Below are 22871 nucleotides of genomic sequence, written 5' to 3'. Positions count from 1 at the left end.
TTGTTGTTTAAGTATTTGTTTACTGTTTACCATTTGGATTTCAGACATGTCATTACCACACGTAATTCTAACCGTTTTAAGTACACGCGATGCTACTGGTTACGATATCACAAAAGAATTCTCCGCAAGCATTGGTTACTTCTGGAAAGCTAGCCATCAACAAGTTTACCGCGAGCTAAATAAAATGGCTCAGAACGACCAGGTAACTTGCGTGCTTGAGCCTCAAGAAGGCAAACCTGATCGTAAAGTTTACTCTATCACTGATGCTGGCCGTGGCGCGCTAGGTGAATGGTTTGAACAACCAACTGCACACCCAACCGTTCGTGACGAGTTCTCAGCTAAGCTAATGGCTTGTGCTGTACAACCTTCTGACGCTTACCGTGTACAACTTGCTGAGCTAGTAGAAGAGTCTCGCAAACTGGTTTCTCACTACCGTGAAATCGAAGCAGCTTACTACGCAACGCCATCGACACTAGACAAGCAAGCACGCCTTGAGCGTCTAACACTTCGTCGTAACCTACTTATCCGTGAAGCATGGATTGTATGGGCTGAAGAAGTACTGCTTGAACTTGGCGCTCTAGCTTAAGTTAAGCTAGAAAAGCAAAAGGCTTGAACTCTATGAGTCCAAGCCTTTTTTGTATCTATAGGATTTGAAATGTTACTGCCAGAGGCTTTTTACAAGTGCTTAGGCTTTACTTCTTAGACTTTTCTTACAGCGCAGCGACTTGCGGACGAACACCTAGCGTATGGCAAAGTGCATAAGTCATTTCTGCACGGTTTAGCGTGTAGAAGTGGAAATCTTTCACACCTTCACGGCTCAGTGTACGAACCATATCAATTGCTTGGCTAGCACCAACAAGCTGACGAGTCGTTGGATCATCATCCAAACCTTCAAACTGCTTCGCCATCCAGCCCGGTACTTTTACGTTGTTCATCGCAGCAAAGCGAGATGCTTGCTTGAAGTTAGAAACAGGTAAGATGCCCGGTACGATTTCAACATCGATACCTGCCGCCACACAGCGATCACGGAAACGTAAGTAACTTTCTACATCAAAAAAGAATTGCGTGATGGCACGGTTAGCGCCAGCATCCACTTTACGCTTCAGGTTAATAAGGTCTGATTGAGCACTTTTTGCTTCAGGGTGAACCTCAGGGAAAGCTGCAACAGAGATATCAAAGTCGTGGCGAGATTTAAGCAGCTCAACCAAGTCAGATGCATACATATCTGGAGCGCCACCGCCTGCTGGGATATCACCACGCAACGCAACAATGCTCTCAATGCCATTTGCCCAGTAATCATCAGCAATTTGAATCAGCTCTTCACGGCTAGCATCAATACACGTTAAGTGTGGTGCAGCAATTAGGCCTGTTTGGTTCTTAATTTCTTTAATAATTGAGTGGGTACGATCACGCTCACCCGAGTTTGCACCGTAGGTTACTGATACAAATTTTGGTTGGAGTGTTTTAAGACGGTGAACAGAATTCCACAAGGTCTCTTCCATCTTCTCACTGCTTGGTGGAAAAAACTCAAATGACACATTGATGTTGTCAGAAAGCTCAGCGATATTCTGATTTAAAGCGTCGATATGGCCTGCGTGTGTGTATCCCATCTTACTCTCCCTGTGGCAAAAACAACCACTAAAACTCAAATCCTTAAACGACGTTTAGACGTCTATATGTCTGTAGAATGTATTGAATACGATTTAATGTCAACAGATCCATTATGAATTTTTCTCAAGTAGATCGTGAGAAAAACTCAAGTCGATAGGTGAGTTGCCAAGAAGAAATAATGTAAAAAAAAAGGCTGAAAAACACATCGTGCTTCCAGCCTTATTTATCTTAGTGAATAGTATGCTATTTAGAATTTAAAACAGGCTAGACATTCTGTTTAGATCAGATTGAATTGCACCTGCCGTCACTTCACGCCCCGCTCCTGGGCCACGAATAACCAATGGATTATCTTTGTACCATTTGCTCTCAATCGCAAAGATGTTATCGCAAGGCAGTAAGTTAGCCAGCGCATGCTCTTTCGACAACGCCTCCACACCGACCGTTGCCTTGCCGTTCTTCTCTAAACGCGCTACGTAACGTAAAACCTTCTGCTGAGAGTGCGCTTTTTCTAAACGCTCGGCCAGTTCTTCACTCAACACAGAAGCCTTATCAAAGAAATCATCCACTGATAAATCTTGCAGCGCTTCAGGTACTAGCGATTCGACTTTTACGTTTTCAGGCTCGATCTCTAAACCAGATTCACGCGCTAGAATCACCAACTTACGCATTACGTCTGAACCATCTAAGTCAGCACGTGGGTCTGGTTCAGTAAGGCCTTGTTGCCATGCTAAGTCGACCAACTCACTGAACGGTACTGTGCCATCAAACTGTTGGAACAACCAAGACAACGTGCCTGAGAAGATGCCTGACAACGCAATGATGTCATCGCCACTCTCACGCAGGTCGCGTACCGTGTGGTTAATCGGCAAACCTGCACCAACGGTCGCGTTGTATAACCAGTGACGGCTGATCTTAGCAAACGCATCTTGCACCTGATGGTAATACTCACTTGATGCAGAGCCTGCAACCTTGTTGGCCGAGATCAAATGAATGCCTTGTTGTGCGATTTGCAGATATTTTGCTGCAAGCACTGGGCTCGCTGTAACATCAAGAACCACCGCTTCATCGTAACCCTGAATCGAACCTAAGCGCTCTAACCAATCGTTACCATTATTAGCAATCGCTTCATCATCAAAACGCTTACTAACAGACGTCGCATCAATGCCTTGATCGTCAAACCAATAGGTTTGGCTATCAACCACGGCAACCAATTCAAAGTTCATTCCACGGCGCTTTTCAAGTTCCGCTTTTTGCTCAGCAAACAGGCTTAACCAGCTTGAACCAATATTGCCCTTACCACACAAGGCAATCGCAACACGCTTCTGCGCTTGGAACAGTTGAGAATGAATGCCTTTCACTAGACTTGATGTTTCACTATTACGAATCACAGCCACCAAGCTTAAGCCTGAGTTCGCTTCTGAGATGAACTCAACCGGCGAGCTCTTAAGCTGCTGGTAGAAACCGTAGCAATGGTTAGGGTTCTTAGTCACACCCGCACCCACTGCAGCAATCAGAGAGAAACCTTCTTTTAGCTTAATCTCAGCTTCAATCGCATGGTCTTGGAGATATTCTAATGCACCACCAGCGATCTCTTCTGTGTAGGCAAGACGCAAACAGTGTTGATCCGGTTCAAGCTCATAAGCAAGCGGCTCAAGTTGAGCACGCTTAAGCCCTTCAAGCACTTCACTCTCTAGACGGTCGAAATCATGGCCGTGACCAAAGGTCAGTTGCACGATAAGCACTTCATCCAAAGAGGTAATGATTTTTGCACCGCGACCCGATGCCAGAACACGCTCAATCTGAGTCGAACCAGATTCTGGCTGATAGCTGCAACGCAAGCTCAGATCCATCGCACTTTGCGCGACTGGCTGTAGTGTGCGGCTATGAAGCACTGGAGCGGCAAGACGAGCCAATTCGCTGGCTTCATCAAGGCGAAGTAGAGGCAATAGACACGCATCTGAAACCAGACGAGGGTCAGCGCTGTAAACGCCTGCCACATCACTCCAAATCGTCACGCGTTCAACTTCAGCCAAAGCACCAATCACGGTTGCTGAGTAATCCGAACCGTTACGGCCAAGCAATACCGTTTCACCCTCGCAGTTCTGAGCCATAAAGCCCGTAATCACCACGCGGCAATGTGCATGCTGCGCCAAGGCTTCTTTGATCAGAGGGTAAGAACGTGCGCGGTCGACTTCAGGCTGAGCGCCCACTTCTGCACGTAAAAAAGCACGCGCATCTTGAGCAACGGCTTGTAAATCATGCTGGCACAACAAAGCCGCGAGTAGACGTGAAGACCAAACCTCACCGTGTCCAAGCACTTTTGCTTTTTGTGCTTCGCTCAAGGGAGCCGTTAGCTCACCCAAAGCGGTAAATTCTTGTTGAATGGTTGAAGTAAGTTGTGCGGCTGATTCACCCTCAAGCAGTGCTTCAATCAGATCGAGTTGGAACTGACGAAGTGCTTGTAGGCATTCATGGGCAATACGACCATCTTTGTCGAGCGCTTCAACAAATTCAATCAAACGGTTGGTTGTTTTGCCTGCTGCCGATACCACCACCAAATCAGATGCTGATGAGTATTCTCTAAGAATGTTGACCACGCGTTGGTAACATTCAGGATTCGCTAAACTGCTGCCACCAAATTTATGTAGCTGGCGAAAGGTTGCCATTATTAACCCTCCCCTTCAGCGATAAAGCGCTGTGTTCTTTCAAACGCTTGCTTGAGGTCATCGATTAGGTCTTCTGCATCTTCAAGGCCAACAGATAGACGCAGTAGTTGCTGAGAAACACCCGCTTCTGCTAAGGCTTCTTCACCCATCGCGCGGTGAGTCATCGACGCAGGGTGACAAATCAGGCTTTCAACACCGCCCAATGATTCTGCCAAAGAAAACAGCTCTAACTTATCAACAAAGTATTTAAGCGCCTCGAATGAGCCCGCAAACTCAAAACTGAGCATGGAACCAAAGCCCGATTGCTGTTTCTTCGCGATATCATGACCCGGATGTTCAGGAAGGCTTGGGTGGTAAATAGTGCCAACAAGATCTTGTTGCTGCAGAGACGCTAGAATTTCACGTGAGCTTTCTTCGTGAACTCGCATACGCGCACCTAGCGTACGAATACCACGTAAAGTCATGTAGCTATCAAATGGTGTGCCGGTCGCACCAATACAGTTGCCCCACCATGCTAACTCTTCAGCGTGTTCTTCTGTCTTAGTGACCACAACGCCACCAATAACATCTGAGTGTCCATTGATGTACTTAGTGGTTGAGTGGATAACAAAATCAGCACCCAGCTCTAAAGGCTTTTGGAACACAGGTGTCAAAAACGTGTTGTCGACAGCAACCAGAGCACCAACCTCTTTCGCTTTACGGCAAGTTTCTGCAATATCAACCACGCGAACCAGTGGATTCGATGGGGTTTCAATTAAGATCAACTTTGGCTTAAGCGCGAGCGCCGCATCCAGCGCTGCTTGATCCGATTGATCAACGAACAGAACTTTGAAGTCACCTTTTAGCGAGCGAGTGTTAAAGAGACGGTAAGTACCGCCGTAGCAATCGTGCGGTGCAATAATAAGATCATCGCCGCCTAAGAAAGCCGAAACCCATAAGTTAAGCGCCGAAGTACCACAGTTAGTCACAACCGCGCCTTTGCCTGATTCAAGCTCAAACAGTGCCGTCTCTAATAAACCGCGGTTTGGGTTACCAGAACGGGTGTAATCGTACTTTGGCACTTCACCAAAAGCGGGAAACCCATAGTTAGTCGAAAGATAAATGGGTGGGACAACGGCATGGTGTTGCGTGTCTGACTCGATACCAGTACGTACTGCGATTGTTGCTGGCTTCCGGCTGCTCATAGGTGCTTCCTTACAAGTTTTGCGTCTGAGAATCACAGCGGCTTGTCGGCATTTTGCGGCTGTGTTAGATATATGTTATTCACTTTACTTTCATAAACGTGAGACGTCAACACTTCTAGACGTCTATATGTCTTTGCTTATGGCAGTAAATCCCGCTAAAATCACCACTATTAATTTATTCTAACAACTAAAGTGATGAAGGTACGCAATGGCCGACTGGAATGGTGAATACATAAGCCCATATGCTGAGCATGGAAAGAAAAGCGAACAAGTAAAGAAAATTACAGTTTCTATCCCTCTAAAAGTGTTAAAGGTTCTTACTGACGAGCGTACTCGCCGCCAGATTAATAACCTACGCCATGCAACAAACAGTGAGCTACTGTGCGAAGCCTTTCTACATGCGTACACAGGCCAACCACTACCAACGGATGAAGACCTTCGTAAAGACCGCCCAGACGATATTCCTGCTGAAGTGAAAAAGCTGATGACAGAGATGGGTATCGAGTTCGAAGCGTTTGACGAAGAATAAAAACAACTCAGTCACTGCCTTCATTATTGATTCGCTCTAGCTGAACCTTATTTATCACATCGCGCATAGCTTTTTATGATTGCGCTGTGAATGATAGACATAAAAAAACCGACTCCAGATGAGTCGGTTTTTTATTATTCTTTTTGGCTCAATAGAGCAACAGCTATTAAACTATTACGCTATTACGCTATTACGCTATTACGCTATTAAGGCATTAAGCCATGTAGTTAGCAGGCATCTCAATACGAGCTACGCCAGATTCAACAGCCGCTTCCGCAACTGCTCGTGCTACGCGAGGAAGTAGACGTGGGTCCATTGGCTTAGGAATGATGTAACCCTTACCGAACTCCAGTGCAGTCTCGCCCGCAGCTGCTAGTACTTCAGCTGGAACTTCTTCTTTCGCCAGTTCACGAATCGCTTTAACCGCCGCTAGCTTCATTTCGTCATTAATTTCGCTCGCACGCACGTCTAGTGCACCACGGAAAATGAATGGGAAACAAAGTACGTTGTTCACTTGGTTAGGGTAATCACTGCGGCCTGTACCCATGATTAGGTCAGAACGAACTTCGTGTGCAAGCTCAGGCTTGATCTCTGGATCTGGGTTTGAACATGCAAACACAACAGGCTTATCAGCCATCAGCGTTAGTGCTTTAGCAGGCAGTAGATTCGGCCCCGATACACCCAAGAACAGGTCAGCGCCTTCGATAACATCTTCAAGCGTACGCTTATCAGTGTTATTTGCGAACAGCTCTTTGTATTCGTTTAGGTCATCACGACGAGTATGGATCACACCTTTACGGTCAAGCATGTAGATTTTTTCACGCTGAGCGCCACACTTAATCAGTAGTTCCATACAAGCAACCGCCGCTGCGCCAGCACCTAAACAAACGATCTTACACTCTTCAAGTTTCTTACCTTGAAGCTCGATCGCATTCAGCATACCCGCTGCCGTTACAATCGCTGTACCATGTTGGTCATCGTGGAATACCGGAACATCACAACGTTCAATCAGGCGGCGTTCAATCTCAAAACAGTCTGGTGCTTTGATGTCTTCCAGGTTAATACCGCCGAATGTATCTGCGATATTCGCAACCGTATCAACGAACTCATCGATTGTGCGGTGTTTCACTTCAATATCGATAGAATCTAAACCAGCAAAACGCTTAAACAAGAGCGCTTTACCTTCCATAACTGGTTTAGAGGCAATAGGGCCAAGGTTACCTAGGCCAAGAATCGCTGTACCGTTAGAGATAACAGCAACCATGTTGCCTTTACCTGTGTACTTATAAACGTTATCAACGTTCTGTGCGATCTCGCGAACAGGCTCAGCCACGCCAGGGCTGTATGCAAGTGCTAGGTCTTCTGCAGAGTTTGCAGGCTTCGTCAGTTCTACGGCAATTTTGCCAGGAATTGGGAACTCATGGTAATCAAGAGCTTGCTGACGGAATTGTTCTTGAGGCGATAACAATTTTTCAGATGATAACGCTTGAGAGGATTGAGCTTGGCTGCTGTCTTCAGACATAGGTGTAGGTTCCTAGGATATTATTATTTGGGGGATCTTGTTCATGTTAATGGATGTACTTCAAAGTTCCTAGGTGGTTGAAGCCTCTGTCTCATTAAAAAACGAGATTTCACTACTAATAAGACCAGTGAGCAGTTGAAATTACTATCGCTTGTTGAAGTTTCGTGCTGAATTTTGGTGAAGAGAGATACGCAAGGAATTGCCCTGAAATAGAATAGAGAGGCAACTTATCGTTGGGTGAGAGTGATGCTTGAATAGAAGTCAGTGCTTTCTCAAATTACAGGCAACAAAAAAGGACACCGAAGTGTCCTTTTTCATGTCTAAATAGCGAGAATTACTTCTTGCTAGAAAGAGCACCGAAACGCTTGTTGAAGCGATCAACACGGCCGCCAGTATCTACGATACGTTGCTTACCAGTGTAGAACGGGTGACATTTGTCACATACGTCTAGGTGGATTGATTCTTTTGCTAGCGTTGAGTTGAACTCAAATGTGTTGCCGCAAGAACAAGTTGCAGTAACTGCTTTGTATTCTGGGTGGATTCCAGCTTTCATGGGATAACCTCAAGTAGGCCGTGTCGCTATACGATTCTAAGCCGCACACCACACGTAGTTTAAAAAAAGAAATAAAGACACCGCATCGACACAAAAGAGTGATGAAGCCATACCTTTAAGGCGCAGTATAGTAATGAATCTATAAAGCAGGATCAACTGATTTGATACATTTTTCGCCAATATCGGCGTTATTTCCTTTGCTGGCTGTGATTCTTGGCTTGGCCCCAACCTCACCCGCTTCTCTGCCACATCACATTCAAACTGCTTCTCGAATTTAACCGCCTTATCCTTTAGACTGTTCGCTCTCGTCAATTCAGATAAAGCCGTCCCTTTATGCGTCCAATGATTGCCCGTGTGGCGCTGCCTGTTCCACTCGACAAGCAGTTCGATTACAAGATTCCAAACCACCTATTCCCGATTATTGGTGGTCGCGTCTCTGTGCCTTTTGGACGACAAACCTTAACTGGGATTGTCACGGCTCTGGTTAACGAATCAGAATTCGAGCTAGATAAGCTCAAGCCCATTAAAGCCTTATTAGACAACCAACCCGTTTGGCCGGAATCTGTCTATTCACTGTTAATGTGGTGCAGTCAGTTTTATCAGTACCCCCTTGGCGAAACCTTTGCTAACGCCCTTCCGAGCGCTCTAAGAAAAGGCAAAGCCGCCGACTTCGCGACGCTGGTTGAGTGGCAGTTAACGCCATCAGGCAAAGACCAACTGATGCAAGGTTTTGGTCGCGCGGTCAAGCAAGCCAAAGTGATGCACATGCTTGAACACGGCCCGGTTCCTCATCAAGAGTTCATTGATGAAGAAGTTGGCAGCGCCGTACTCAAAACGCTAGAAGAGAAAGGCTGGATTGAATCGGTAGAGAAAAAGCCAACGCGTCAGCCGTGGCCAGTTGATCTTGAAAACGACCAAGACAAGCCTAAGCTCAATGCCGAACAAGCCATCGCGATTGCGACCGTAAATAGCCAAACCGACTTTGGTTGCTTCCTGTTAGAGGGCGTTACTGGCTCAGGTAAGACCGAGGTTTACCTTAATATGATTAAGCCGATTCTCGACCAAGGTAAACAAGCGTTAGTGCTCGTGCCCGAGATTGGCCTCACCCCTCAAACGATTAACCGCTTTAAGCGACGCTTTAATGTACCTGTTGAGGTTATCCACTCAGGTTTAAACGATTCTGAGCGACTGAATGCTTGGTTATCGGCGCGCGATAAAATAGCGGGCATCGTGATTGGTACCCGTTCGGCTCTGTTCACGCCGTTTGCTGACCTAGGTATTATCATTGTCGATGAAGAACACGACGCGTCTTATAAACAGCAAGATAGCCTGCGCTACCACGCTCGTGATGTGGCGATCATGCGTGCGCACAAAGCGCAGATTCCAGTTGTGTTAGGCTCGGCGACTCCAGCATTTGAAACACTGCACAACGCTCAAATAGGTAAATACAGTTATCTCACCCTGACTTCACGTGCGGGTGTCGCACTGCCGACCACCAATAAGGTGTTGGATGTTAAAGGTGAATATCTAGAAAGTGGCCTGTCTGCGTCGTTAATTGCAGAGATGCAAAGACACCTCAAAGCTGGCAACCAAGTGATGCTGTTCCTCAATCGTCGAGGGTTTTCTCCGGCATTAATGTGTCACGATTGTGGTTGGACAGCCGAGTGTAAGCGCTGTGATGCGTACTATACCTACCATCAATACAGTAATGAAATGCGCTGCCACCATTGTGGCTCGCAACAGCATATCGTGCACAATTGCCAAGGTTGTGGGTCTGCGAACTTAGTGACTGTGGGTGTCGGTACCGAGCAGTTAGAGGCTCAGCTTGGCCAACTATTCCCTGAATACAAAACCATTCGTATTGACCGTGACAGCACCCGCCGTAAAGGCAGCTTAGAAAGCGCACTAGAGTCGATTCGTAAGGGGGAATATCAAATTCTTATCGGTACGCAGATGCTTGCTAAGGGCCACCATTTCCCTGATGTGACACTCGTGGCGTTATTGGATGTCGATGGCTCTTTATACAGCAGTGACTTCCGAGCCTCTGAGCGTCTTGCTCAGCTTTTTATTCAAGTGGCTGGTCGTGCAGGTCGTGCTAGTAAGCCAGGTGAGGTTATCTTACAAACGCACCACCCAGAACACGGGCTGCTGCAGGCGCTACTACATAAAGATTATAACCACTTTGCTCAAACGGCCTTGGCAGAGCGTAAACAGGCTATGTTGCCACCTTATACCTTTATGACGCTGTTTAGAGCAGAAGCGAACGACACGCGCTTGGTGGAAGAGTTCTTACGTCAAGTTCGTCACACATTGGAATCGCACCCGCTGTTTGATCAATATTGCATGGTGTTAGGGCCAACCCCGGCTCCGTTAGCAAAACGAGCGGGCAAATCTCGCTGGCAGTTAATCTTACAAACTCAGACGCGCTCGTTAATGCAGAAGCTATTAATGAGTGCCAAGCCGGCCATCAATATGTTACCTGCTGCGAAAAAAGTCCGTTGGTCACTCGATATTGAGCCGCAAGATTTGAGCTAAACCCACTTGGGTTAAAACTAACGATAAGTTTGTTCACAAATATTTCATATTTATCGTGAGCAACTTCACACTAGTCATGTGATTTTTGTTAATCTAGCCGTAACTTTACACGGATTAAACGAATAAAATATTGCAATAAAAAAAGTGTTAGCAACACTTTCATAATATCTATTCGATTACATTTATTATTCACGCCTTAGATGCTTAGGCGGCAAAGGAACTTAAAAGAGGGTTTAATTTATGGCGACAATGAAGGATGTTGCCCAGCTAGCAGGCGTCTCAACAGCCACGGTATCACGTGCATTGATGAACCCTGAGAAAGTCTCAGTTTCGACTCGCAAACGAGTGGAAACAGCAGTACTTGAAGCTGGATACTCACCCAATACATTAGCTAGAAACTTACGTCGCAACGAATCAAAAACCATCATCACTATTGTTCCTGATATCTGTGACCCTTATTTCGCCGAGATCATTCGTGGTATCGAAGATGCCGCAGTAGAAAATGATTACCTTGTTCTACTGGGTGATAGCGGCCAGCAAAAGAAGCGCGAGTCTTCGTTTGTTAACTTAGTTTTCACCAAACAAGCCGACGGCATGTTGCTGCTGGGTACTGACCATCCGTTTGATGTCAGCAAACCTGAACAAAAGAATTTACCGCCGATGGTAATGGCGTGTGAGTTTGCCCCTGAGCTTGAACTGCCTACGGTACACATCGATAACCTGACCTCTGCCTTTGAAGCGGTGAACTACCTAGCTCAGTTAGGTCATAAGCGTATTGCTCAAATTTCAGGACCAGTATCGGCAACACTGTGTAAGTTCCGCCAACAAGGCTACCAGCAAGCGCTGCGTCGCGCCGGAGTCTCAATGAATCCAGCCTATAGCACGGTCGGTGACTTCACCTTTGAAGCGGGCGCTCAAGCGGTTCGTCAATTACTGGCACTTCCTGAACAACCTACAGCTATCTTCTGTCACAACGATGCGATGGCGATTGGTGCGATTCAAGAAACGAAGAAGCTGGGCTTGCGCGTTCCTCAAGACCTATCGATTGTCGGCTTCGATGACATCCAATTCGCTCAATACTGCGATCCACCGCTAACCACCATTTCTCAGCCTCGTTATGAGATTGGACGCCAAGCGATGTTGATGATGCTTGATCTATTAAAAGGCAACGATGTGCAAGCAGGTTCGCGTCTGCTTGAAGCTAAATTAGTGGTGCGAGGCAGTACAGCGCCACCTCGAATATAACCCTTAGAAATACCCTTATAAATCTGCGGCACATTTTGATGTGCCGCTTCCATTTCTGCACTATTATCCTCGCGCAATCTGGATTACCATGAGGGCAGAATCAGCAACTATTGAATTGTCTTGTGGCTAATAGAGATTATGTAAAGCGCGGTCGTGGCACGAAAAAACCGACCAAAAAACAAGCCCCTCGCCGTAAACCTTGGCGCAGTGGTCTTTTGGCGATCCTCCTTGCCGGTGGTTTTGGTTACGGACTTTACCTATTGAGTAATGATCCTGAGCCGCCTGCACCAACGCCTGTGGCAACCAAACCAAAACCTAAGCCAAAACCAGCGAAAGTGATTCCGCCGCCTCCTGAAGAGAAGTGGGACTACGTTGAAACGCTGCCAAGCCGCGAGATTGAAGTAAAAGCCAAAGAGCAACAGATCTCTAAGATCCCTTACATCATGCAGTGTGGCGCTTACAAAACCTCGTCGCAGGCAGAAGCACGTAAGTTGGATATTGCCTTCCAAGGTATCTCAAGTGAGATCCGCAAGAAAGATGGCAGTAGCTGGTACCGTGTGGTTTTAGGGCCATACAAGTTGAAGCGTGACGCAGAACGCGATCGCCATAAGCTGCAACGAGCGAAAATTGAACCTTGCGCTATTTGGAAAGACGGGTCTTAATCAACTCAATATATAATAGGGGGAAGAGGATTCCCCCTATTGCTGTTTGAAAGCGTTCAATAGTTCATCGCACAAGCAATACCAGTATGTTAATCAAAAGAGTGCGTTTTAACGAAACTGAGGTACTTGTTCGTAGTACTCAAGCCCAAAGTCAGTCAGGTAGACCTGCTCCTTATTTATCTCGATGTAACCAAAAAAATCCAAGTGCGCTAAAACGTTAGGAAATGGACGTTTAAGAAAAACGTTAACCGAGTTTTTTAGATGTTCTGTTGAACACTCGCCCGCCTCCTGATACATCAGATGATGCAGTATAGACAGCTCATCCAGATCCATATCTCTATTAAAAAAACTGATATTGTCACTATTCATCACACTACTCCTTATGCAGTGAATACCACTGATTAGTGAACATCATTCCTTATAAATCAAACAAAAAGTGTTAACCATTTCACGTTAGAAATTTGTTTTATCTTTTTTTATATTTATCACAAACTATTAACCCACCAACCCTTGCCACACATAGGCTCAACAGGTAATGGATATTTGAAATAACTGGTAACATTTAGTTTTTTTGATATGACATACCATTAAAAGTGGCACTTGAATTCATGATAGTGGAGCCACATATAAGTAGTAACCATAAATAATAATCAAAAGAGGTCGACTCGTGACTACCATTGTATCTGTACGTCGTAATAATAAAGTCGTCATCGCGGGTGATGGACAAGTATCTCTGGGCAATACAGTAATGAAGGGCAACGCCCGTAAAGTACGTCGCCTATACAACAACAAAGTACTGGCCGGTTTTGCTGGCGGTACGGCTGATGCTTTCACGCTATTCGAAAAATTTGAAAGCAAGCTGCAAATGCACCAAGGCCATCTCACCAAAGCGGCAGTTGAGCTAGCGAAGGATTGGCGTAGCGACCGTGCTCTACGTAAGTTAGAAGCACTGTTAGCAGTAGCGGATGAGACCGCTTCACTGATCATCACAGGTAACGGTGACGTAGTTCAACCTGAGAACGACCTGATTGCGATCGGTTCGGGCGGAAACTTCGCTCAAGCAGCCGCTACTGCACTATTAGAAAATACTGATTTAGATGCGCGTGAAATCGCAGAAAAGTCGCTGAACATTGCAGGCGACATCTGTGTCTTCACCAACCATCACCACACTATTGAAGAACTAGAAAGCACCGTTGAGCTGCCAAAGCCAGAGTAACGACCGCTTCCATCAATAACGTTGTATTCAACAGTGATTAAAGAATTAAGGAAAAAGCATGTCTGAGATGACTCCTCGCGAAATTGTTCACGAACTCAATCGCCACATTATCGGCCAAGACAACGCTAAGCGCTCAGTGGCTATCGCTCTTCGTAACCGCTGGCGCCGTATGCAGCTTGAAGAAAGCCTACGTGTTGAAGTATCACCAAAAAACATCCTGATGATTGGCCCAACGGGTGTAGGTAAAACTGAAATCGCTCGCCGCCTAGCGAAATTAGCAAACGCGCCTTTCATCAAGGTAGAAGCGACTAAGTTCACCGAAGTGGGTTACGTTGGTAAAGAAGTTGAAACCATCATCCGTGATCTAACGGACGTTGCGATCAAGATGACGCACCAACAAGCGATGGAAAAAGTACAATACCGCGCTGAAGAACAAGCTGAAGAACGCATTCTTGATGCGCTTCTACCACCAGCGCGTGATGCTTGGGGTCAGAACGAGCAATCAACTGAAGACACAACCTCTTCAAACACTCGTCAGATTTTCCGCAAAAAACTGCGTGAAGGTAAGCTAGATGACAAAGAGATTGAAGTTGATGTAGCCGCACCGCAAATGGGCGTTGAAATCATGTCACCTCCAGGCATGGAAGAGATGACAAACCAGCTGCAAGGCATGTTCCAAAACCTAGCGGGCGACACCAAGAAAAAGCGTAAGATGAAAATCAAAGACGCATTCAAAGCACTGACGGAAGAAGAAGCTGCGAAGCTTGTGAACCAAGAAGAGCTGAAAGAGAACGCGATCTTCAACGCTGAAAACAACGGCATCGTATTCATCGATGAGATCGACAAAATCTGTAAGCGTGGCGACAGTTCAGGCCCAGATGTATCTCGCGAAGGTGTTCAGCGTGACCTACTGCCTCTTATCGAAGGCAGCACAGTATCAACCAAGCACGGTATGGTTAAAACTGACCACATCTTGTTTATCACATCAGGCGCATTCCAAGTGGCTAAGCCATCTGACCTGATCCCTGAGCTACAAGGTCGTCTACCAATCCGCGTAGAACTTGAAGCACTATCAGCACATGACTTCAAACGCATCCTAACTGAGCCAAAAGCATCTCTAACAGAGCAATACATTGCCCTAATGAAAACAGAAGATGTCAACATTGAGTTCACTGAAGATGGCATCAACCAGATTGCGGACGCAGCATGGCGCGTAAACGAAACCACTGAGAACATCGGTGCGCGTCGTCTACACACAGTGATGGAGCGTCTAATGGATGAGATTTCATTCGAAGCAACAGACAAAGCTGGCAGCAAGCTAGTGATTGATGAAGCTTACGTAACATCGAAACTTGGCGAATTCGTTGAAGACGAAGACCTAAGCCGCTTCATCCTGTAGCACACCAAACTCTAACTTATTGCTCTATCTCAAAGAAATAGCAGCTAATAAGCGAATTCAAGGCCCACTTTCGAGTGGGCTTTTTATTACCCGAAAAATGGGCGTATACTCAAATCACAGTATGAAACGAAGACTTACAAAGAATTAGACCTACGATGAAACAATCTCTACTGATCTGGCTTGATGCCGCACGACCAAAAACTCTGCCTCTCGCACTTGTCTCTATTCTTACAGGAAGTAGTTTAGCGTTCGCCGGTGGTCAGTTTTCTTTATCGATAGCCCTACTGGCATTTTTAACCGCCACCCTATTACAGATTTTATCGAACCTAGCCAATGACTATGGCGACGCCGTAAAAGGCACAGACAACGAAAATCGTCTGGGGCCAACACGTGCCATGCAATCTGGCGCGGTAACAGCGAAAACCATGAAGCAAGCGATCATCCTCAACATCGTGTTTACTATGGTCGCTGGGCTGATTCTTATTTTTCATGCCTTAACCTCGATTGAAAGTATCTTATCTTTCATTGCGTTAGGCATATTAGCCATTGTTGCTGCCATCGCTTATACCGTCGGTAATAAGCCTTATGGCTATATTGGCCTTGGCGACTTATCGGTATTTATCTTCTTCGGTTTATTAGGTGTTTCAGGGACTTACTTCTTGCACACTGGCCATGTTGAACCAAGCCTATTACTTCCGGCATTGGGCTGTGGCTTGATGGCGGTTGCGGTACTCAATATCAACAACATGCGTGATATCGAAAACGACAGCGAATGTGGTAAGCGCACCATGGCGGTTCGCCTAGGACAACGCAAAGCCAAACACTATCATTTTGCTCTGCTTGGCCTCGCCCTTGCGTCTTTCGCTATCTACCTGCTTATTCAAGAAAAACCGGTCTGGATCAGCCTGCCGTTTTTGCTGAGCATTATTATTGTTTACAAGCATGGCAAAGCCGTTTGGGAAACCGAAAAGCCAGCGCAAATTGCACCAATGATGCCCGTGATTGTGAAATGCTCACTGGTCACTAACCTATTGTTTGCAGGGGTTGTCGTAGCTCAAACTCTATTGAGTTAAATGAGACTAATCATTGCAAAGGGATCAAGCGCCGATATACTCAAAGTAAGCTCATTGTTCAAAAGGTATACTAATGGAATACAACACTTCAGCACTGTGCGACATATATTTGGATCAAGTTGATGTCGTGGAGCCAATGTTCAGCAACTTCGGTGGACGTGCATCCTTCGCAGGACAGATCACGACATTAAAGTGTTTTGAAGACAACGCTTTGATTCGCTCTGTACTAGAGCAAGACGGTCTGGGGCGTGTGTTGTTAATCGATGGGGGCGGCTCACTACGTAAAGCGCTGATCGATGCTGAGATAGCCCTACTTGCCGAAGACAATGAGTGGGAAGGGATTGTGGTTTACGGGTGCGTTCGTGAAGTCGATGAGCTTGAAGACATGAACCTAGGTATCCAAGCCTTGGCTTCTATCCCTGTTGGTGCGAGCCAAGAAGGTGTCGGTGAATTAGACGTTCCAGTGAACTTTGGCAGCGTGACCTTCTTACCTGAAGATTACCTCTACGCAGACAACACTGGCATCATTCTTTCTGCCGAACCTCTAGATGTAGAACTCGATTTGGATGTCGAGGAAGAAGACGTCGAGTAACTCTCACTCAGCTTCAAATAATAAAACAAATCATAAGAACACAAACAAAAACGCCCGCTACTGAGTAGCGGGCGTTTTTTTAAATCTGAAGAGTCGATTACTCTACTTCATCCATTTTACCAAGAAGGTTACGGATGCGATCTTGCCATGCTGAATGCTCTTCCTGCATTTGCTGAGTTTTTTGCTCTAGCTCGTGACGGCTTGCTTTAAGCTCACCAGCTTCTGTTGCTAGTGCTTGTTTCTCTTCTTTAAGCTCTTCCACTTCCATTTGAAGAAGTGCAATTGTATCTACTGCTGTTTGAATTTTTGCTTCTAGCTGCTCTAGTACTTCAAAAGACATTCTGGCCTACCTTTAAGTTATCCGTTTGATGGTGAAGGTTCACTCCACTTATTTCCCCATTCTACTCAGCAGAGCAAGGATAAACACTCAATATATTCGATATTTTGCGCCATTCGATGAAAAAAACAGCACTTTTTACCGAATATTGACGTGAACGATTACCGCCACAACGGCAAACCGATTATTTTGATGAATAATAACTGTTTTCCACTGCGAATTGATCGAGAGCAATCTCCAAAAAACAAAAAGGCAAACGTTTCCTTTTGGATATGGTAAAATTCGCCGCGAAATTTCTATTCCCCCTTTGAAAATTTTGGAGTCCGCATGAAACGCGATTTAGCAATGTCATTCTCTCGTGTCACAGAAGGTGCAGCACTAGCTGGTTACAAGTGGCTTGGCCGTGGCGATAAAAACGCTGCAGATGGCGCTGCTGTAGAAGTAATGCGTAGCCTATTAAACAAAACCGAAATTAGCGGTGAGATTGTTATCGGCGAAGGTGAAATCGATGATGCACCTATGCTATACATCGGCGAAAACGTAGGTGTGGGCGGCGACGCTGTCGACATCGCAGTTGACCCAATTGAAGGGACACGCATGACAGCAATGGGCCAATCAAATGCATTGGCTGTATTGGCTGCGGGCGAAAAAGGCAGCTTCCTTAAAGCGCCTGATATGTACATGGAAAAGTTGGTTGTTGGCCCTGGCGCTAAAGGCGTGATTGACCTAGAACTGCCACTAACAGAAAACCTAGAAAACATCGCTAAAGCACTAGGTAAAACACTTGATACTCTAGTCGTAACCACGCTTGCTAAGCCTCGTCATGATCAAGTCATCGCCGACATGCAAACAATGGGAGTTCGTGTATTTGCTGTGCCAGACGGTGATGTTGCGGCTTCTATCTTAACCTGTATGCCAGACAGTGAAGTAGACGTCATGTACTGCATCGGCGGCGCACCTGAAGGTGTGGTCTCGGCTGCGGTAATTCGCGCACTCGACGGCGACATGCACGGTCGTCTTCTACCTCGCCACGAAGTGAAAGGCGACACAGAAGAGAACCGCAAGCACGGTGAACTTGAACTTGAGCGCTGCGCAGAAATGGGCGTAACGGCGGGTATCGTATTGAAGATGGAAGACATGGCACGCAGCGACAACGTTGTATTCTCAGCAACAGGCATCACTAAGGGTGACTTGCTAGAAGGTATTTCTCGTCAAGGTAATATCGCAACCACAGAAACCCTGCTTATCCGTGGCCGCTGCCGTACAATTCGCCGCATCAAATCTATCCACTACCTAGAGCGTAAAGATCCAGAAGTAGTAGGTCATATCCTGTAAGCCTAAATTCGGTGAAACAGAATATTCCAAGGCTGATACCTAGTATCAGCCTTTTGTTTTATTAGCGCACCAGAATCTGACCATGGCAGCCAATAGAGTAAAACGCTATCTATAGAGTAAATTATCATCAATATAGTAAATGGTTTGCTTTATAAACACCTTGCCTCATAATAGTAAGGTTCATTAGGTAGGGATAGTATGAAAACAAGCGACAGAATCTTACAGACCATTAAGCGTCAAGGCGCGGTAACCGCGAAACAACTGTCAGAAGAATTTGGCATGACGACAATGGGGGCAAGGCAACATCTGCAAAGCCTGGAAGATGACGGTATTCTTGCGTTTCATGATGTGAAAGTGAAAGTGGGTCGCCCGACTCGCCACTGGTCCCTGACTCAACAAGGTCATAACCAATTTTCAGACCGACATGGTGAACTCACCATTCAAGTGATTGATGCTGTCGAGAATCTATTTGGTAAAGAAGGGCTGGCTAAGGTTGCTGCCGAGCGTGAACAACACACTCTTAAGCAGTATCAAACTGCGCTGTCTGGCTGTGATTCACTCATCAGCAAGCTTAAAAAACTCACCCAGCTTCGTGAAGACGAAGGCTACATGGCTGAGCTTCAAGAGCATGATGATCACTACATCTTGATTGAGAACCACTGCCCTATCTGTAAGGCTGCAACTCGCTGCCCTAGCCTGTGCCAATCTGAGCTCAACGTGTTTACTGAGTTACTAAAAGATGAGTGTCACGTGAGCCGTACAGAGCACATCATTGCTGGCGAACGACGCTGCACTTACACCTTAACACCCGCCCTTTGATTGCAAAGGTAATCGGCTAATACCGTCTCAATATTGAGAAAATACAAATAGATTAAAATTTGTACAGATTTCTTTCTTAAGCTTAGAGCATATGAAACACGCTTAATGCTAAGGAAGGAATGATGGCGCATCCACAACCCGCTCAAAAACTGCCACCCTTTGATGAACTTGTCCAACTCGCGAAAAGCGACCCGAAAGCATTCAATCAATTCAAACACGAGATGTGCGAACAGATGATTTGTTCGGCTTCAGACGTGATGCAAGACCGACTTCGTGCGCAGCAAAGTCACATCGACTTAGTGGTTAGCCGTTGTAAAAACCCACACCACGCCAATGTCGTACTCATGCAAGAGCTGCGCTGTCAGGTCTGTAAGTTCCAAGATGCACTCGAAGGGCGCTGCGGCTTTGAAGAATCTCTGCCTGAAAATGTCGTGCCTTTTAAGCCGAATACCGAACCTAAAATGTACTGAAATTAGCAAAGCACTAAAAAGAAAAAGGGAGCGTAATGCCCCCTTCTTATTGGTTCGCTGTTCAATATTCACATGGGTCTTCGCCGTAGTCATTACGGCCTTCTGTACCTTTCAACAAACCACACTCAATCAGAATCCAGAAACCACACACTAATGCCGCGACGGTTGCCGCCATATGAATTGGCGATACCGGCTCTGTCGTCGTTGCAACCATTGGCGAAGCTAAACGACCCAATACTAATGGCACATTCAATAGTAGCCAGTAATTAGACTTATTGCGGTCGTGCCAGCGCTTAGCGGTTACCGCAAGGTCTGGGATCACAAGCATCAATAGGATGATTGGTAGCAGGATATAAGAGTAAGCAGGGAACAACACAGAGATACCTGAAGCAAAACCGGTAATCGCTATGTAGTAGAAAACATTCCAAATCCAGTAAGTCTTACGACCAATTCTCCCCTTGAAAGAGAGCAGTAATTCTTTCATCGACATCTTAAATACTCAAATTTATACGCCGCTAAAAGTCAGCAGCAATGGTTAGTTTATTACTTTTTGAAAGCAACTTTTATCCATATCACGAATATTCACCGTTAAGCTTCTTACATGACTCGCTTGTTCTTGCAGGATCTGCATTAACGATCGTGACAATTCTCGCTTTTGCTCTTCCGTTCGTCCCGAAAGTAACTCAAAGCTGATATGAATAAAGTCTACACTATCTTCCTCATCACCGACCAACCAATTATGGCAACGCAGTGAACGAGATTTCACTGATGGCACATCAAACAAGCCACATGTGAGAGCGACTTGGTGGAGATCTTCCAGTAAGCCTTGGATATTTACTCGCTCATCCACTGAATTGGAGTACTCTAGAACTAGATTCGGCATTGTTACTTCCTGTTGTTAACGCAATCGTTTGTCCCTTAATAACAACTAACGATGAAAAATCCGAGAAGTTAGCTATTATTCTGTCTGCCGGATCACTGATATATGCTCAAAATCTACTCTGACCATTGAGTAAGATCCAAGAAAGTCATGACCACAGTCATGATCTGTTGATATTAATCTGTTATATTATTTCGTAATAAAGTTTACTTTTTTACATTCGATTTATTTAAATACTTTGGAGATATTCCTATGCGTCATCCTGTAGTTATGGGTAACTGGAAACTAAACGGCAGCAAAGAAATGGTTGTTGATCTACTAAACGGTCTTAACGCTGAACTTGAAGGCGTAACAGGCGTAGACGTAGCAGTTGCTCCACCAGCACTTTTCGTTGATCTAGCAGAGCGTACGCTTACTGAAGCGGGCAGCGCGATCATCCTAGGTGCTCAAAACTCTGACCTAAACAACAGCGGTGCATTCACTGGCGACATGTCTCCAGCAATGCTTAAAGAGTTCGGCGCATCTCACATCATCATCGGTCACTCTGAGCGTCGTGAATACCACAACGAATCAGATGAGTTCGTAGCTAAGAAATTCGCATTCCTAAAAGAGAACGGCCTAACTCCAGTTCTTTGTATCGGTGAATCTGAAGCACAAAACGAAGCAGGCGAAACTGTTGCAGTATGTGCTCGTCAACTTGACGCTGTTATCAACACTCAAGGTGTTGAAGCTCTTGAAGGCGCTATCATCGCTTACGAACCAATCTGGGCTATCGGTACTGGTAAAGCAGCTACAGCTGAAGATGCACAACGCATCCACGCTCAAATCCGTGCACACATCGCAGAGAAATCTGAAGAAGTTGCTAAGAAAGTTGTTATCCAATACGGCGGTTCTGTTAAGCCAGAAAACGCAGCAGCTTACTTCGCACAACCAGACATCGACGGTGCTCTAGTTGGCGGCGCAGCTCTAGACGCGAAAAGCTTCGCAGCTATCGCTAAAGCAGCAGCTGAAGCAAAAGCTTAATTTAAACATCACCGTTTAGATTAGATGAAAGGTCAACTTAGGTTGGCCTTTTTTAGTACCTGTCGTTTCTGAAACCCAAACGGCGGGCACAAAAAAACCGCTGAATAATCAGCGGTTTTTAAATTCTTTAAGAGAACGCTAAGCGTGGCTTAGAACAACTCTTCTGCAACGCGGAACAGCTCAGAACGGTCTGGATTCTGCATGTTCTCGATACAATCGATGATGTCGTGGTGAACAAGTTCTTCTTTCTCGATACCCACACAACGACCACCGTGACCTTCTTGAAGAAGGTGAACAGCGTAGTTACCCATGCGAGAAGCCAATACACGGTCAAATGCAGTAGGACGACCACCACGTTGGATGTGACCAAGAACCGTTGCACGAGTTTCACGACCTGTTGAAGATTCAATCTCTTTAGCCAGTTCGTTAGCATCCATCATTAGCTCAGTTAGAGCGATGATTGCGTGCTTCTTACCTTTCGCAATGCCATCTTGGATGTTGCTGATAAGCTGTTCTTTATCTAGGCCAGTCTCTGGAGTAATGATGTACTCACAACCACCCGCGATTGCTGACATAAGCGTAAGATCACCACAGTGACGGCCCATGATTTCAACAATAGAAATACGTTGGTGAGAAGAAGACGTGTCACGTAGACGGTCAATTGAATCAATAACAGTGTTAAGCGCTGTTAGGTAACCGATTGTGTAGTCAGTACCCGCGATATCGTTATCGATTGTGCCTGGAAGACCGATACATGGGTAACCCATTTCAGTCAGCTTCTTAGCACCCATGTAAGAACCGTCACCACCGATAACAACAAGTGCTTCGATACCGTGCTTCTTAAGGTTCTCAATGCCTTTCTCACGAACAGCAACGTCTTTAAATTCAGGGAAACGTGCAGAACCTAAGAAAGTACCACCACGGTTGATCACGTCAGATACGCTTGAACGGTCAAGCTTTTCGATACGGTCTTCAACAAGGCCTTGGTAGCCATCGTAAATACCGTAAACTTCAATGCCAACTGATAACGCAGTACGAACAACGCCGCGAACTGCTGCGTTCATACCTGGAGCGTCACCACCACTGGTCAAAACACCGATCTTCTTAATCATGCTCACCCTCGATTTTTGGGAATCTATTATTCAATTCTTGTTCTTGCTGATTGTATATCAACAAGATTTTAAATCTATATTTGTGCGTTATGTTACATTTCCTCAACA

General features: G+C 45.8%; 23 protein-coding genes. 13 read left to right on the top strand and 10 right to left on the bottom strand.

The window, feature by feature from the left end; translation table 11 throughout:
- Positions 1–46: 46 nt before the first annotated feature.
- On the top strand, positions 47–586 hold the full coding sequence (locus tag AB4583_RS07720; RefSeq protein WP_017061141.1) for a PadR family transcriptional regulator: 540 nt from the start codon (positions 47–49) through the stop codon (positions 584–586).
- Between the two features lie 124 nt (positions 587–710).
- Here AB4583_RS07720 and metF read toward each other — a convergent pair whose 3' ends face one another.
- The 3 genes from metF to AB4583_RS07705 form a co-directional block, all read right to left on the bottom strand.
- Complete coding sequence (gene metF, locus AB4583_RS07715; RefSeq protein WP_371724714.1) at positions 711–1610, bottom strand: methylenetetrahydrofolate reductase; 900 nt, start codon at positions 1608–1610, stop codon at positions 711–713.
- 255 nt (positions 1611–1865) lie between these two features.
- A complete protein-coding gene (locus AB4583_RS07710) occupies positions 1866–4277 on the bottom strand; it encodes a bifunctional aspartate kinase/homoserine dehydrogenase II (protein WP_372116959.1) in 2412 nt (803 codons plus the stop codon).
- Between the two features lie 2 nt (positions 4278–4279).
- A complete protein-coding gene (locus tag AB4583_RS07705; RefSeq protein WP_017063681.1) occupies positions 4280–5461 on the bottom strand; it encodes an O-succinylhomoserine (thiol)-lyase in 1182 nt (393 codons plus the stop codon).
- Between the two features lie 208 nt (positions 5462–5669).
- On the opposite strand from AB4583_RS07705, the gene metJ reads away from it, so the two are divergent.
- Entirely contained in the window at positions 5670–5990 is a 321-nt protein-coding gene (gene metJ, locus AB4583_RS07700; RefSeq protein WP_004415993.1) for a met regulon transcriptional regulator MetJ, read from the top strand.
- A 214-nt stretch (positions 5991–6204) separates the two neighbouring features.
- Here the strand turns inward: metJ and AB4583_RS07695 are convergent, their stop codons facing one another.
- Both AB4583_RS07695 and rpmE read right to left on the bottom strand, forming a co-directional pair.
- Entirely contained in the window at positions 6205–7512 is a 1308-nt protein-coding gene (locus AB4583_RS07695; protein WP_372116958.1) for a malic enzyme-like NAD(P)-binding protein, read from the bottom strand.
- A 334-nt stretch (positions 7513–7846) separates the two neighbouring features.
- On the bottom strand, positions 7847–8065 hold the full coding sequence (gene rpmE / locus AB4583_RS07690) for a 50S ribosomal protein L31 (RefSeq protein ID WP_004737142.1): 219 nt from the start codon (positions 8063–8065) through the stop codon (positions 7847–7849).
- A 333-nt stretch (positions 8066–8398) separates the two neighbouring features.
- On the opposite strand from rpmE, the gene priA reads away from it, so the two are divergent.
- The 3 genes from priA (at position 8399) to AB4583_RS07675 (ending at position 12507) form a co-directional block, all read left to right on the top strand.
- Positions 8399–10600, top strand: coding sequence for a primosomal protein N' (gene priA / locus AB4583_RS07685; RefSeq protein WP_372116957.1), 2202 nt, complete (start codon positions 8399–8401; stop codon positions 10598–10600).
- Between the two features lie 240 nt (positions 10601–10840).
- Positions 10841–11845 carry a DNA-binding transcriptional regulator CytR gene (gene cytR / locus AB4583_RS07680; RefSeq protein WP_017061147.1) on the top strand — a complete coding sequence of 335 codons (1005 nt, stop codon included), beginning with the start codon at positions 10841–10843 and terminating at the stop codon, positions 11843–11845.
- 122 nt (positions 11846–11967) lie between these two features.
- Positions 11968–12507 carry an SPOR domain-containing protein gene (locus AB4583_RS07675; protein WP_017061148.1) on the top strand — a complete coding sequence of 180 codons (540 nt, stop codon included), beginning with the start codon at positions 11968–11970 and terminating at the stop codon, positions 12505–12507.
- A gap of 108 nt (positions 12508–12615) precedes the next feature.
- Here the strand turns inward: AB4583_RS07675 and AB4583_RS07670 are convergent, their stop codons facing one another.
- Positions 12616–12876: a hypothetical protein gene (locus AB4583_RS07670; RefSeq protein ID WP_017061149.1), complete on the bottom strand. Its 261-nt coding sequence runs from the start codon at positions 12874–12876 to the stop codon at positions 12616–12618.
- Positions 12877–13174: 298 nt separating this feature from the next.
- Between AB4583_RS07670 and hslV the strand changes: the two genes are divergently transcribed.
- The 4 genes from hslV (at position 13175) to rraA (ending at position 16787) form a co-directional block, all read left to right on the top strand.
- Positions 13175–13723, top strand: coding sequence for an ATP-dependent protease subunit HslV (hslV, locus tag AB4583_RS07665; protein ID WP_004729692.1), 549 nt, complete (start codon positions 13175–13177; stop codon positions 13721–13723).
- A 58-nt stretch (positions 13724–13781) separates the two neighbouring features.
- Positions 13782–15122 carry an HslU--HslV peptidase ATPase subunit gene (gene hslU / locus AB4583_RS07660; RefSeq protein ID WP_017061150.1) on the top strand — a complete coding sequence of 447 codons (1341 nt, stop codon included), beginning with the start codon at positions 13782–13784 and terminating at the stop codon, positions 15120–15122.
- Between the two features lie 155 nt (positions 15123–15277).
- Positions 15278–16195, top strand: a complete 918-nt coding sequence (locus AB4583_RS07655) for a 1,4-dihydroxy-2-naphthoate polyprenyltransferase (RefSeq protein WP_372116953.1) — start codon at positions 15278–15280, stop codon at positions 16193–16195.
- Positions 16196–16268: 73 nt separating this feature from the next.
- Positions 16269–16787 (top strand): ribonuclease E activity regulator RraA, encoded by a 519-nt coding sequence (rraA, locus tag AB4583_RS07650; protein ID WP_017061152.1) that lies wholly within the window; start codon positions 16269–16271, stop codon positions 16785–16787.
- Between the two features lie 97 nt (positions 16788–16884).
- Here the strand turns inward: rraA and zapB are convergent, their stop codons facing one another.
- A complete protein-coding gene (zapB, locus tag AB4583_RS07645) occupies positions 16885–17127 on the bottom strand; it encodes a cell division protein ZapB (protein WP_008219652.1) in 243 nt (80 codons plus the stop codon).
- A 324-nt stretch (positions 17128–17451) separates the two neighbouring features.
- On the opposite strand from zapB, the gene glpX reads away from it, so the two are divergent.
- The 3 genes from glpX to AB4583_RS07630 all read left to right on the top strand — a co-directional run bounded on the left by glpX (position 17452) and on the right by AB4583_RS07630 (position 19748).
- The gene (gene glpX, locus AB4583_RS07640) at positions 17452–18459 is read left to right on the top strand and encodes a class II fructose-bisphosphatase (protein ID WP_372116950.1); all 1008 of its coding nucleotides are present in this window, start codon (positions 17452–17454) and stop codon (positions 18457–18459) included.
- A 198-nt stretch (positions 18460–18657) separates the two neighbouring features.
- The gene (locus tag AB4583_RS07635; protein WP_017063674.1) at positions 18658–19278 is read left to right on the top strand and encodes a metalloregulator ArsR/SmtB family transcription factor; all 621 of its coding nucleotides are present in this window, start codon (positions 18658–18660) and stop codon (positions 19276–19278) included.
- Between the two features lie 122 nt (positions 19279–19400).
- Positions 19401–19748, top strand: coding sequence for a DUF3135 domain-containing protein (locus AB4583_RS07630; protein ID WP_017061155.1), 348 nt, complete (start codon positions 19401–19403; stop codon positions 19746–19748).
- Positions 19749–19809: 61 nt separating this feature from the next.
- On the opposite strand, the gene AB4583_RS07625 is transcribed toward AB4583_RS07630, so the two are convergent.
- Both AB4583_RS07625 and AB4583_RS07620 read right to left on the bottom strand, forming a co-directional pair.
- Positions 19810–20238, bottom strand: coding sequence for a DUF805 domain-containing protein (locus AB4583_RS07625; protein ID WP_017061156.1), 429 nt, complete (start codon positions 20236–20238; stop codon positions 19810–19812).
- Between the two features lie 45 nt (positions 20239–20283).
- Positions 20284–20631, bottom strand: a complete 348-nt coding sequence (locus tag AB4583_RS07620) for a 5-carboxymethyl-2-hydroxymuconate Delta-isomerase (RefSeq protein WP_017061157.1) — start codon at positions 20629–20631, stop codon at positions 20284–20286.
- A 249-nt stretch (positions 20632–20880) separates the two neighbouring features.
- Between AB4583_RS07620 and tpiA the strand changes: the two genes are divergently transcribed.
- Positions 20881–21651, top strand: coding sequence for a triose-phosphate isomerase (gene tpiA / locus AB4583_RS07615; RefSeq protein ID WP_017061158.1), 771 nt, complete (start codon positions 20881–20883; stop codon positions 21649–21651).
- 149 nt (positions 21652–21800) lie between these two features.
- Here the strand turns inward: tpiA and pfkA are convergent, their stop codons facing one another.
- Positions 21801–22763, bottom strand: coding sequence for a 6-phosphofructokinase (gene pfkA, locus AB4583_RS07610; RefSeq protein WP_017061160.1), 963 nt, complete (start codon positions 22761–22763; stop codon positions 21801–21803).
- Between the last annotated feature and the right edge of the window lie 108 nt (positions 22764–22871).

This window comes from Vibrio sp. 10N.222.49.C12, from assembly GCF_041475025.1.
Taxonomy (GTDB): Bacteria; Pseudomonadota; Gammaproteobacteria; order Enterobacterales; family Vibrionaceae; genus Vibrio; species Vibrio crassostreae_C.
This window is presented reverse-complemented; position numbering and strand designations above follow the sequence as displayed.